Origin of the sequence: Amycolatopsis sp. WAC 01376, from assembly GCF_003947415.1 — a bacterium.
Lineage (GTDB): Bacteria > Actinomycetota > Actinomycetes > Mycobacteriales > Pseudonocardiaceae > Amycolatopsis.
This window is the reverse complement of the sequence record NZ_QHKL01000002.1, coordinates 170,937-182,931: the sequence shown is the minus strand read 5'-3', so window position 1 is coordinate 182,931 and position 11,995 is coordinate 170,937. Positions and strand designations below refer to the sequence as shown.

The 11,995-nt window shown below is 66.8% G+C and carries 11 protein-coding genes and 1 riboswitch; of the genes, 6 read left to right on the top strand and 5 right to left on the bottom strand.

The genetic code is table 11. The annotated features are described in order from the left end of the window. Window positions 1-26: 26 nt before the first annotated feature. Both DMH03_RS10125 and rsmA read right to left on the bottom strand, forming a co-directional pair. On the bottom strand, window positions 27-1,037 hold the full coding sequence (locus tag DMH03_RS10125) for a methionine ABC transporter ATP-binding protein (RefSeq protein ID WP_125782491.1): 1,011 nt from the start codon (window positions 1,035-1,037) through the stop codon (window positions 27-29). A gap of 210 nt (window positions 1,038-1,247) precedes the next feature. Continuing rightward, window positions 1,248-1,338, bottom strand: a riboswitch (SAM riboswitch). A 247-nt stretch (window positions 1,339-1,585) separates the two neighbouring features. Further along, a complete protein-coding gene (gene rsmA / locus DMH03_RS10120; protein WP_125791767.1) occupies window positions 1,586-2,422 on the bottom strand; it encodes a 16S rRNA (adenine(1518)-N(6)/adenine(1519)-N(6))-dimethyltransferase RsmA in 837 nt (278 codons plus the stop codon). Between the two features lie 40 nt (window positions 2,423-2,462). Between rsmA and DMH03_RS10115 the strand changes: the two genes are divergently transcribed. Then, complete coding sequence (locus tag DMH03_RS10115) at window positions 2,463-3,047, top strand: GNAT family N-acetyltransferase (RefSeq protein WP_158633072.1); 585 nt, start codon at window positions 2,463-2,465, stop codon at window positions 3,045-3,047. 145 nt (window positions 3,048-3,192) lie between these two features. Beyond that, complete coding sequence (locus DMH03_RS10110; protein ID WP_125791765.1) at window positions 3,193-4,215, top strand: DUF222 domain-containing protein; 1,023 nt, start codon at window positions 3,193-3,195, stop codon at window positions 4,213-4,215. Between the two features lie 62 nt (window positions 4,216-4,277). On the opposite strand, the gene DMH03_RS10105 is transcribed toward DMH03_RS10110, so the two are convergent. The 3 genes from DMH03_RS10105 to metG all read right to left on the bottom strand — a co-directional run bounded on the left by DMH03_RS10105 (window position 4,278) and on the right by metG (window position 8,707). Beyond that, window positions 4,278-5,657, bottom strand: a complete 1,380-nt coding sequence (locus DMH03_RS10105; protein ID WP_125791764.1) for a resuscitation-promoting factor — start codon at window positions 5,655-5,657, stop codon at window positions 4,278-4,280. Between the two features lie 412 nt (window positions 5,658-6,069). After that, on the bottom strand, window positions 6,070-6,906 hold the full coding sequence (locus DMH03_RS10100; RefSeq protein ID WP_125791763.1) for a TatD family hydrolase: 837 nt from the start codon (window positions 6,904-6,906) through the stop codon (window positions 6,070-6,072). 7 nt (window positions 6,907-6,913) lie between these two features. Next, window positions 6,914-8,707 (bottom strand): methionine--tRNA ligase, encoded by a 1,794-nt coding sequence (metG, locus tag DMH03_RS10095; RefSeq protein WP_199748817.1) that lies wholly within the window; start codon window positions 8,705-8,707, stop codon window positions 6,914-6,916. A 61-nt stretch (window positions 8,708-8,768) separates the two neighbouring features. On the opposite strand from metG, the gene DMH03_RS10090 reads away from it, so the two are divergent. The 4 genes from DMH03_RS10090 (at window position 8,769) to DMH03_RS10075 (ending at window position 11,923) form a co-directional block, all read left to right on the top strand. Further along, window positions 8,769-9,362: a PadR family transcriptional regulator gene (locus DMH03_RS10090; RefSeq protein WP_125791762.1), complete on the top strand. Its 594-nt coding sequence runs from the start codon at window positions 8,769-8,771 to the stop codon at window positions 9,360-9,362. Between the two features lie 89 nt (window positions 9,363-9,451). Continuing rightward, window positions 9,452-10,462: an ATP-binding cassette domain-containing protein gene (locus DMH03_RS10085; protein ID WP_125791761.1), complete on the top strand. Its 1,011-nt coding sequence runs from the start codon at window positions 9,452-9,454 to the stop codon at window positions 10,460-10,462. After that, a complete protein-coding gene (locus tag DMH03_RS10080; RefSeq protein WP_125791760.1) occupies window positions 10,452-11,216 on the top strand; it encodes an ABC transporter permease in 765 nt (254 codons plus the stop codon). Before DMH03_RS10085 ends, DMH03_RS10080 begins: the two co-directional genes overlap by 11 nt. Window positions 11,217-11,308: 92 nt before the next feature. Then, entirely contained in the window at window positions 11,309-11,923 is a 615-nt protein-coding gene (locus DMH03_RS10075) for a glycoside hydrolase family 25 protein (RefSeq protein WP_125782683.1), read from the top strand. The last annotated feature ends 72 nt before the right edge of the window (window positions 11,924-11,995 follow it).

Genomic DNA, 11,995 nt, shown 5'->3' with positions numbered 1-11,995 from the left:
TCCTGGACGGCCCATTCGCGGCGGAATCAGGCGGCGACGCCCTGCGGTCCGCGGACCGGGTGGGTCACGTGGCCGCCGCGTTCGGCGATCCAGGCGAGCGCGGCGTCCGCGCGCTCACCGCGCACACCGAGGCGGAACCGGCCGACCGGCGTGTCACCGATCCGGGTCAGGCCGCCGCCGATGGTGGCGAGTTCGACGTCGAAGCGACCGGCGGCTTCCGGCAGCAGCGCACCGACCGAAGCGAAGCCGACGAGCACGACATCCACCGCGCGGTCGTACTTCGAGGCCTGCGCCCGCCCGGTCTCGATCGCGGGAAGCAGCGCCTGCGCGGTCCGGCTGTTCGGGTCGGAGACCAGGTCGAGCACGGTTCCCCGTTCGATGATCGCCCCGGCCTCCAGTACCGCGACGTCATCGCAGACACGGCGGACCACGCCGGCGTCGGGAGTGGTGAGCAGCACGGTGACTCCGAGCTCGGCACGCGCCCGGTCGAGCACGGTCAGGACCGCGCCGGACTCCTCGGGCTGCACACCCGCGGTCGGGTCGTCGGCCAAGAGCACGGACGGCCCGGCGGCGAGAGCCTTGGCGATGGCCACCCGGCGCAACTGCCCCTCGGTCAGGTCGCCCGGCCGCTGCCCCGCCCGGGGAGTGAGCCCGACCAGGTCGAGCAGGTTGCCGACCCGGTTGCGGCGCTGCGGACCGTCGAGGCCGAGCTGTTCGAGCGGCGAAGCGATGTTGCCGGCGATGGTGCGCTCGGCGAGCAATTCCGGCTTGGTGCTCACGACACCGACCTGGCGGCGGATCTCGCGAAGACGACGTCCGTCAAGGGTCCCGGTGTTGAGGCCGTCGAGCCGGACGACGCCGCGGTCGGGGCGCTCCTGCAGGCCGATGCAACGAGCGAGGGTCGACTTGCCGGAGCCGGCCGGACCCACGACTCCGAACAGCGAGCCCGCTTGGATGTCCACGCTCACATCGCGCAGGGCGACGACGGGATTTCCGTTGAGGGGAAAGGATTTGGACAGGTTTTCGACAGTGATCACGAAGGGCTCCATGCGCATGGGGCGCTGCATCTTTCGAGCGCGCCGACCGTCACCGAGTAACCGTCCGGAACGGACGGATTCAGAGATAAGGGAAAGAACTCAGGCAGTAACGGTGGAGCGTCGACACGCACTTACCGTGCGGCGACCTTCATCGACAACGCGTCGCCTGGTCAGCAGGAGCGGGTGGGTGACCCTGTTCATTAGGCACAGCCTCCATCGGTCCTGGCTGTAGCACCTGCCCTGTGGAGGGTGGTTGCTGCGACTTCGGCGAGCCAGGTCTCTCAGTCGCTCGGGATGGTTCACTGAGTAAAACCGATCCCACTGGATGAAAGCAAGCGCGTAGGCGCAGATCACACGTCTGGTCGCGTCCATCATACAGGATCCGCTGTCCATATTCTGAGACAGCGATAAGCGCCCTTGGACTTCGGCAGGGGCGCTGCCTGCTAAGACGCGTCGGGCTCAGGCAGATCGAGAAGAAGACTTACGCACTCGTGCTGACCTTGACCAACTCGCGTCGGCGCGGTGCCGGTCACATCTGCCGCGGTCGGTCAGACGGCCGCGGCGGCGATCCGAGCGAACTCGTGCACGTCCAACTGCTCTCCGCGGGTCTTGGGGTCGATCCCCGCCTTTACGAGCAGCTCCCCCGCGCGCTCGGCGGAACCGGCCCAGGACGCCAATGCGGCGCGCAAAGTCTTCCGCCGTTGAGAGAAGGCGGCGTCCACCACTGCGAACAGCCGCTCCCGGTCGACGGACGACACCACTTCGCCCCGCTCGAAAGCGACCAGTGCGGAATCCACATTCGGAACCGGCCAGAACACCGCACGGGGCACCGCGGCGACCTTGCGCGTCTTCCCGTACCAAGCGAGCTTGACGCTGGGCACGCCGTAAGTCCGGCTCCCCGGACCGGCCGCCATCCGATCCGCGACCTCGGTCTGGACCATCACGAGGCCGCTGGTCAGCGACGGCAGCTCGGCGAGCAGGTGGAGCACGACGGGAACCGCGACGTTGTACGGCAGATTCGCGACGAGCGCGGTCGGCTGCGTGGGCAGGTCGTCCGCCGTGATCCGCAAAGCATCCGCACCGACGACCTTCAGCCTTTCGGCCCCGCCTCGTTCGGCCACGGTGTCCGGCAGTCGCTTCGCCAGCACGGGATCGATCTCGACCGCGACGACTTCGGCACCGGTCGCGAGCAGTCCGAGGGTCAGCGAGCCGAGACCCGGCCCGACTTCCAGCACGACGTCACCTTCGCCGATCCCGGAAAGATCGACGATGCGGCGCACGGTGTTGGGATCGTGCACGAAGTTCTGGCCGAGCTTCTTGGTCGGACGTACGTCCAGCTCGGCCGCAAGCGCCCTGATCTCCGCAGGGCCGAGCAGTTCAGTCACCCGACGATCGTAGTCAGCCGTGGCAAGCCACGATTGGCCGGTGGACGACGTCGTACTCGAAGGTGAGAAAGTCCGGCTGCGCGACTGGCGGCCATCCGATCTCCCCTCACTCGAAGACCTGCTCGATCCCGCGCGGCCTTGGCACAAGACCAACGGACCCTACTTCGGCACCCCGACCGCGGCGGCTGTCGCATCCACGGCCATCGAACTCACGACCACCAAGGCCGAACGGCCCGATCCCCGCACCAGCCTCGCCGTGTGCGACCTGGGCGACGACAGGTTGATCGGCCGGGTCAGCTGGTACTGGGAAAGCCGGCAAACCGACTGGCGGCGGATGGGACTGGTCATCTACGACGAGCGGTACTGGGGCGGCGGATTCGGCACCGAAGCCTTGCGCCTGTGGACGACTTACCTGTTCTCCCGCACCGACACGCTGCGCCTGGACTTCGCGACGTTCTCGGGGAACCCGGGAATGATCGCCGTCGGACGACGGCTGGGTTTCGTCGAAGAAGGCCGGTTCCGGCGCGCTCGACGCTGGTCCGGCGGCGTGCACGACGCCGTCGTCTACGGGGTGCTCCGCGAGGAGTGGGAACAGCTCGACCCCTCAGGCAGGGGTCCGACGTGATCCGCCCCCATCATCCTTGTGGCGTTTCGAACTGACACCTATCCCACTCCAGAGTGATACGCGCAGGTCGGCGCCCCCGGAGGGTAATGATCATCCACCCGATCGATACCGTGCATTCGTTCGAATTTGCCTCGACAATCGAGGGATGACCAGCACAAACATTCCCAAGGCCTTCCCGCTCAACCTGCCGGAAGGTGACGCCGACCTGCTTCTCGACGAGTTGCAGACACGGCTACGCGAAGGGCGACGTCTGATCGCCGAAGTCGGCCAGATCCTGGCCGAGATCGAGTCCCGTGGTGTCCGTGAGCTCTACGGATACAACTCGATCGCCGCCTTTTACGAGCATGTGGCCCGGGTGCCTCGAGCGGAGGCCCAGAAGGTGACCGCTCGAGCGGTCGCGCTCAATTCGAGACGGGTGCGCGACGGCACGTCGATCGACCCCGTCGCGCCTTTGACCGGTACCGCGGCCGCCACCGGCGCGCTGGCCGAGGCCGGCATCGACCGGATCGTCACCGTCATGAAGCGGCTGCCCGACCACCTCACCGCGAGCACGCGGCACGAGGCCGAGAAGGGCCTGGTCGAGCTCGCCTCCGTCGCCAGACCACGCGACGTCACGGTGGCGGGGACGGAGTTGCTCGCCCAACTCGACCCGGACGGGAAACCCAAAGAGGACCCCAGTCCGAAACTTCAGCGAAGCGAATTCTGGTTGCGTCAGAAGCGCACCGGTCGCTGGGACCTGCGTGGCAACCTCGACCCCGAAACTGGCGCCCGCCTGAACGCGCTTCTGGTGCCGCGGGCGTATCCGGCTCCGAACGGAGAAGCCGACGACCGCACGCCGGCGGAGAGACGCGGTGACGCACTCTCGGAGATCGTCGATCTCGCGGAAAGCAGCCCGGACATCCCGTTGCCCCGACAGGCGTCGGAACGGGTCACCGAGCAGCCTCCACCCGCGGAGCCGACCGAGACCCCGGTAAGCCGCCCCAGACCGCCCCAGGCACGGTCTCAGGGCGACCAAGGCCCACACCGTGGTGACGGAGGCGTACGCGAGGGCAACGAGGCACAGCGATCCCGGAATGTGGCCCACCTACGGCCGCCTCGCTGGTGGGCACGACTGTCGAGACCGAGATCCGGAGGTGCTACGCCGCCGCAGGAGCCCTTAACGGCCTGAAGGCCACCTTGCGGGGACGGAACCCACACGATGGCCTTCAGGAAAGGAGAACTATTCGGCGGTCAGGCCTTCTTGCCACAGTGCGGCCAAGCGCCGTAGCCACCGCGGTCCTCACGGACCTTCTCGGCGACAGCGATCTGCTGGGCCTTGCTGGCCTGGTGCGGGTACGCGGCGTACTGATCGCCACCGTAGGCATCCCAGGTGCTCTTGTTGAACTGCAGGCCACCGTAGTAACCGTTGCCGGTGTTGGCGGACCAGTTGCCGGTCGACTCGCACTGCGCGATGCGATCCCAGGCACCGGCGTCCCCGATGACCGGATCGGCGGGCTTCTTCGTACCGACCTTGACGATCTTGGGCTTGGCCTCGGTGACGACCTCTTCCGAGACCTTCTCGCGGCCGACCTCTTTGCCGTTGCGGTTGGTGACCTTGTAGGTCACGGTCTTCTGGCCCGGGGTGCCCGGGTCTTCGACCTTGGTCTTGCCCTTTTCGAGCTCCGGGTCGTCGACCTTCTGCTCGGGCGGAGCGATTTCCTCGTTCTGTTTGACCATGGTGACGCCGGTCCGGCTGATGTGGACCTCGGCGCCGTCGACCAGCTTGACGTCGAGGCCGCCGACGGCCTCGTCGTCCGGGCCGAGGGTCATCCGGAGCTCACCGAGGAATTCCTTGGTGGTGACCGAGTTGGTCTGAACCTTGCGCGGGTCGTTCGCGCCGTCGTAGATCATGACGTTCTTGAGCGTCTTGACCTCGACGGTGGCGCCCTCGAGCGGCAGCTCACCGTTCTGCGGGAGCGACGTCCAGGTGCCGGCCTTGGCGAGGTCGGCGCGACCGAGCTGGTTCAGCGCTTCGCCGAGGTTGGTCGCGCGGACCCAGGACTCCTGCTGCGGGGCGCCGTCGACGATCAGGTTGAGCTTGCGGCCGCGCTCCAGCTTGATGACGCCGCCGTCGCCTACCTCGGCCTGCGGCGAGGGCGAGAGCGAGTCGTGCGCGCCGACCGAAAGACCGGCGTCTTCGAGAACCTCGCCGACCGTGTCGCCGAAGCTGTGGACGGTCTGCTGCTTGCCGTCGATGTCGAGCGTGACGCTCTTGTTCATCGCCATCGCGGCCGCGCCGCCACCGCCAAGGGTGAGCAACACCGCCATGACGGTTCCCTTGAGGAACCGCTTCTTCCAGACGCGGGTCGCGCTCGAAATGACCTCGTCCTTGGTCGCGGCCTTCATCGGCGCGCCCGCGGTGCGGTCTTCGGCCAGCTCGTCCGGAATGACGATCGGCGGAAGCATGGTGGTCTCGGCGCTGATCAGCCGGATCAGCTCGTCGACGTCGACGTTGATCTCGGCCATCAGGGTGTCGGCGTCGGGGCCGAGTGCGGCCAGGACGTCCTGATGCGTGATGCGCGGATCGTCGGAGTAGTCCAGCTGACCGTACTGAGTGTCGCGGTCGAGCACGGCAACCGAACCGGAGGAAGCGAAGGTGTTCGTCTCTGCGCCGAGGCGCGAGCCATCCTGCCTACTGCTACCAGTCACTGGGTCGTTCCCTTTCCCAAGACGTCGAGGAGCTCTACAACCACTCCACTACGTCCTTCGTCTCGATGCGCACTTCGGCACACCTCTAGAAGTCCGACACCCGCAGTCAGCGCCATCGTCACGGTTCCAGGCCGTACCTCTCCTGGTCCCGCTTCCCCGACGTGCACTGACGTGACTGTGGGCGTAACAGCCGGAAACCGCATGAGCGGTACCGACCGGCACGATCACGGGACAGTAACGAACCTCGCCGGGTTGCGCAAACACCGCCCGGAGTGTCGTGACGTTGGTCACTCATCAGAGTGGACCATTGCTGATCACTAATGTCGCAATCCGTTCAACCGGTGGTGACTGTCGGCAAACCGAAGACCCGCTCAGCGGTCACTCGCACCGATTCGGCCACCTCGTGCACCGCCTCGCCCCTGAGCGAGGCGAGGTGGCGAACCGTGTAGGCGGCGCAGTAGGGCTCGTTCGGTCGCCCACGGAACGGATGCGGCGTCAGGAACGGCGCGTCCGTTTCGACGAGGTACTGGTCCGCCGGCACGATCCGTGCCGCCTCGTGGAGTCCGCGGGCGTTGCGGAAACTGACCGTTCCCGCGAAGGAGAGGACATATCCCGCGTCGACGCACCGGCGTGCGATGTGCTCGTCCCCCGAGAAGCAGTGGAAGACGACGCGGTCGGGCGCCCCCTCTTCCTCGAGGATCCGGAGGACGTCGTCGTGAGCGTCTCGATCATGGATCATCAGCGGCTTGCCGATCCGCTTGGCGAGATCGATGTGCCACCGGAAGGCGTCCTGTTGCGCGTCGTGAGGCGAGTAGTCCCAGTAGTAGTCGAGGCCGGTCTCGCCGACCGCGACCACTCGGGACTCCTTCGCGAGACTCTCCACTTCGGATTTCTCGGCTTCGCCGAACTCCTTGGTACGCGTGGGATGCATCGCGACGGCGGCCCAAACCCGGGTGTCCCAAGTGGACGCTTGCGCGGCCCAGCGAGCAGCCGCGAGATCGTCCGCGACGGTGATCACCCGCGAAACACCGGCGCGTTCGGCGCGGTCGACCATGGCCGTCACATCGGCCGCGGTGACCGCGCCGCACGCGTCGAGGTGGGTATGCGCGTCCACCACCGAAACCGGCAACCTGTCCGGGATCGGCGGCGGCTCCTTCTTCTCCGCACCCATCAGCTGATCATTTCGAGATCGGCGCCCATTCGGGACCGGTCTCGCCGAGTTCCGGGTCCAGCTTGGCGAACAACGGGGTCGGCTTCTCCAGCGGCTTGCCGACCTCGATCGGCACGGACTTCCAGCGCGCCTGCTCGGTCTTGTAGTCCCCGGTGATGATGGGGTTGATCCGGCCGGGGATGTCGAGGTCCTCGACTTCCTGCAGTTCGGGCTGGGCCGCCCAGACACCGGTGCCGCCGAGTGCCTCGTGCACCTTCTGCGCCGAGTGGGGCAGGAAGGGGGTCAGCAAGGTGTTGGCGTCCGAGACGACCTGCAGCGCGGTGTGCAGGACACTGTCGCGGCGAGCGGGGTCGTCCTTGAGCTTCCAGGGTTCCTGATCCGAGAGGTACCGGTTCGCGGCGGTGACGACGCGCATGGCCTCGCCGGCCGCGGCTTTGAACCGGGACCGCTGGAGGTGGGCGCCAGCGGTGTCGAACGCCTTGCGGGAGAGCTCCTTGAGCTCCTCGTCGGCGGCCGTGGGAGCGTCGGGACGCGGAATGGCTCCGACGTTCTTGTGGGCCATGGAGATGGACCGGTTGACGAGGTTGCCCCACTCGTTGGCCAGCTCGAAGTTGGTCCGGCGGACGAATTCGTCCCAGGTGAAGTCGGTGTCCTGGGTCTCGGGCCCCGCGACCGAGATGAAGTACCGGAGCGTGTCCGGGCCGAACTCGCGCAGGAAGTCGTGGACGTAGATGACCGTGCCGCGCGAGGTCGAGAACTTCGAGCCGCTCATCGTGAGGAACTCGCTGGAAACGATCTCGTCGGGCAGGTGCAGCTTGCCGTACTTGCCCGCCACGCCGCCGCGATCGCCCTCGCCGTTGTGGCCGAAGAGCAGCGCGGGCCAGATCTGGGCGTGGAAGGTGATGTTGTCCTTGCCCATGAAGTAGTAGGAGCGGGCGTCCGGGTTGTTCCACCACTCCTGCCAGGCGTCCGGGTTGCCGGACCGGCGCGCCCACTCGACGCTCGCCGAGAAGTAGCCGATGACCGCGTCGAACCAGACGTAGAAGCGCTTGAGCGGCTGGTCGCGCCAGCCGTCCAGCGGGATCTTCACGCCCCAGTCGAGATCGCGGGTGATCGGCCGCGGCCGCATGTCGTCGATCAGGTTCTTCGTGAAGTTGAGGACGTTCGGGCGCCAGTCGGTCTTGCTGGACAGCCACTTGCCCAAGGTTTCGACGAACGCCGTCAGGTCGAGGAAGTAGTGCTCGGTCTCGACGAATTTCGGCGTTTCACCGTTGATCCGCGACTTCGGGTTGATCAGCTCCGCGGCGTCGAGCTGGTTGCCGCAGTTGTCGCACTGGTCGCCGCGCGCGCCGTCGTAACCGCAGATCGGGCACGTGCCCTCGATGTACCGGTCGGGCAGAGTGCGGCCGGTCGACGGGCTGATCGCGCCCCGGGTCGTCTTGGGGACGACGTAGCCGTTGCGGTGCAGCGCGAGGAAGATCTGCTGCGTGACGTCGGCGTGGTTACCCGTGGTGGTGCGGGTGAACAGGTCGTAGGTGAGACCGAGTCCCTGCAGGTCCTGGCCGATTTGACGGGTGTACTTGTCGGCCGTCTGCTGGGAGGTCATGCCTTCTTTGTCGGCCTGGACGGTGATCGGGGTGCCGTGTTCGTCGGTACCGGACACCATGAGCACCCGGTTGCCGGCCATTCGCTGGTAGCGGGAGAAGACGTCGGACGGGACGCCGAATCCGGACACGTGGCCGATGTGGCGGGGGCCGTTGGCGTAGGGCCAGGCCACCGCAGTCAACACTGGGGTGCTCATGCTTGTTTAGCCTACGGACGTCGTCTAAGGCATTGTTGTCCGGGAGAGGATCGGAGGCTCGGTGTCCGCCACGCGTCTGCTGGTGCTGGGTGTCGTGCGCATGTACGGGAAGGCACACGGCTACCAGGTCCGGCGCGAACTTCTCTCGTGGGCGGCCGACAAATGGGGCAATGTCCAGCCGGGTTCGATCTATCACGCGTTGAAGAAGATGACCACCGAAGGTCTGCTGGAACAGGTCGAGGACGTCGAGGCGGGCGGCGGGCCCGATCGGACCGCGTACAGGCTGACCGAAGACGGCGAGACCGAGTTCGTCGTGCAGCTGGGCAGGGCGTTGTCGAGCGACGACGCGACCGGGTACTCGCTGTCGGCGGCGGTCACGTTCATGCCGACTTTGCCCCGCGCTCAGGTCCTGGCCCTGCTGAAACAGCAGTTGGCGAATATGGAAGCGCACGCCCAGTCGACTCATTACGCCCGCGAACACGCCGTCGACCTGGGGAAACCGCCTCACGTGAGTGAGCTGTACCGCCTGTGGAGCGCGCACGCGGAAGCGAACGTGACGTGGATGCGGGATCTGATCGGCCGTCTCGAAGCCGGTGAGTACGTGATGGCGGGTGAGGGCGACGACGAACCGGTGTTCGGCGCACCGCCCAAGTAATCAAATTTGACTACGGAACGACACCTGGGGCACAGTGCGCCCAGTCGGCTAGTCAAACTTGACTAGTCGGGCATCGGAAAGGGGTAGACATGATCAAGGCACGCGGCCTTGAGCGGCGTTTCCGCCGCAAGGGCCGCAATGGGGGCGAGGTCCACGCCGTCAAAGGCGTCGATCTCGACGTGTCGGCCGGAGAACTGGTCGGCTTCCTCGGCCCGAACGGCGCCGGCAAGACCACGACCCTGCGCATGCTGACGACGCTCCTCAAGCCCACCGCGGGCGAAGCGACGGTCGGCGGATGTGACCTGCTCACCGACCCGCTGGGGGTGCGCCGTCGAATCGGCTACGTCGCCCAAGGCGGCGGCACCGCGCCGGCGAGCAAGGTCGTCGAGGAGATCGAGTTCCAGGGCAGGCTGTACCGGATGAGCAAGGCGGACGCGCTCGCGCGCGGGGCCGTCCTCGCCGAACAGCTGGACCTGGCCGGCCTCGACCAGCGCACGACCGCGACCCTGTCGGGCGGGCAGCGCCGTCGGCTCGACATCGCGCTCGGGCTCATCCACTCACCCGGTCTCGTCTTCCTCGATGAACCGTCGACGGGGCTCGACCCGCAGAGCCGGGCGAACCTTTGGGACCACATCCGCAGGCTGCGCGACGAGCAGGGAGTCACGGTCTTCTTGACGACGCACTATCTGGACGAGGCCGACGCGCTCTCGGACCGGCTGATCGTCATCGACGACGGGAAGATCGTCGCCGAGGGAACACCGGACTCGTTGAAGGCGAGGGTTTCCGGCGACAGTGTCGTGATCGGGGTCTCACCGGAATCGGCGGCGGAGACCGCGGAGATCGCGGGCCGCCTCGAAGGAGCGCACGAGATGACCGTCACCGACGGCACCGTGCGTTTCCGGGTGCCGCGCGGCGACACCGCGATGCCCGAATTGCTGCGGGCGCTGGACTCGCGCGGCATCGCGATGACGTCCATGCAGGTGCACCGGCCGACGCTCGACGACGTCTTCCTGACTCTCACAGGACGGAGCCTGCGCGACGCCGAAGAGGGCGCGCCGGTCGACGACGCCGCCGAAAAGGAGGCCACCCATGTTGCATGACACCTGGTTGATCTTCCGCCGTGACATGCTCGCGGCGTTGCGCAACCCGACGTGGCTCGCCATCGGCATCATGCAGCCGCTCCTCTATTTGTTCTTCTTCGGGCCGCTTCTGGTGAAGGCGCTCAACGCGCAGGGCGTGTCCGATGTGGACGGCTGGATGATCTTCACCCCGGCGATCATCGCGCAGCTCGCGCTGTTCGGCAGTTCGTTCGTCGGGTTCGGGCTTCTCGCGGAATTCCGTTCGGGCGTGGTCGAGCGGATGCGGGTCACGCCGGTGAGCCGGGTGGCGTTGTTGCTGGGCAAGGTGCTCGCCAACGCGCTGCAGACCGTTGTCCAGGCGTTGCTCATCATCGCGCTGGCGTATCTGGTCTTCGACCTGAACGCGCCGTTCGGCGGCGTCGTGCTCAGCCTGGCGATCGTCTTCCTTCTGTCGGTCACGTTGGCGTCGTGCTCATACGCGCTGGCGCTGACCCTCAAGAGCGAAGACGCCTTCCCTGCTTTGCTCAACGCGGTCCTCATGCCGTTGCTGCTGCTTTCCGGGATCCTGATCCCGATCACCGCGGGCTCGGCGCCGGAGTGGCTGTACACGATTTCCCGGATCAATCCGTTCCGGCATGTGGTGGATGTCGAGCGGAACAGTTTCCGCGGCGACTTCTCGATGGACGCGTTGTTCACCGGGAGCGTCGTGGTGCTGGTCATGGCCGTTCTGGCCATCTGGTGGGGCGCGAGGACGTTCCAACGCGAAAACGCCTGAGACACGCTGTACCGAAAGGTCACCTCACGGCCGGTCCGCCGACGTAAGGTGACCTTTCGGTCGTACTGGGGCGAAATTCGAGGCAGGTGAGTTTGATCGATCCGGAAGGTGAGCACGGCGTCACCCTGTCCCACCGCGAGACGGTGACGGACTGGGCGGCGGTGCGCGGCGCCGACATCCGGTTCGCGTCGGTCACCGTCACCGAGAACACCAACTGGCGGGACGTCGCGGCGGAGCGCAATCTTGCGGGCGCGCAGCACGCCGGAATCCACACCGGCGCACGGCACTACGCACGACCCGGCGCCGTCCACGACCAGGCCGACCATTTCGTGCGGACGGCGAGCGCGCTCGGCGCCTTCGCACCCGGTTCGCTCGCGCCTGCGCTCGAGGTGGAGGCACCGAGCGTCGACGACCGGTTCATCAAGGCGTGGATCAAACACGTCAGGCATGCCGCGCGCGTCGAACGCGTTCTCGTTTACGCCGGGCTCGACTGCTGGACGAACCGCTTGCGGCCGGACAAGTGGGCGGACAGCGAAGTGGTGTTGTGGCTGGTCAGACACAACGAGATCCCGGGAAGGCCGGGCTGGTTCCACTCGCGGCTGGGATTGCACCAGCACGGTTTCGGCACCGGGCTGCCCGGTGTGGACGGACCGATCGCGCAGGACGCCGTGGTCTACCCCTTCAAACTCACGGATGTGCTGCTGTAGTGCCCGCTCCGTGACGACGGATATGCGTGTTGTCACCGCATGGTCGCGGATCTCACTTTCCGGCGGAGGCGG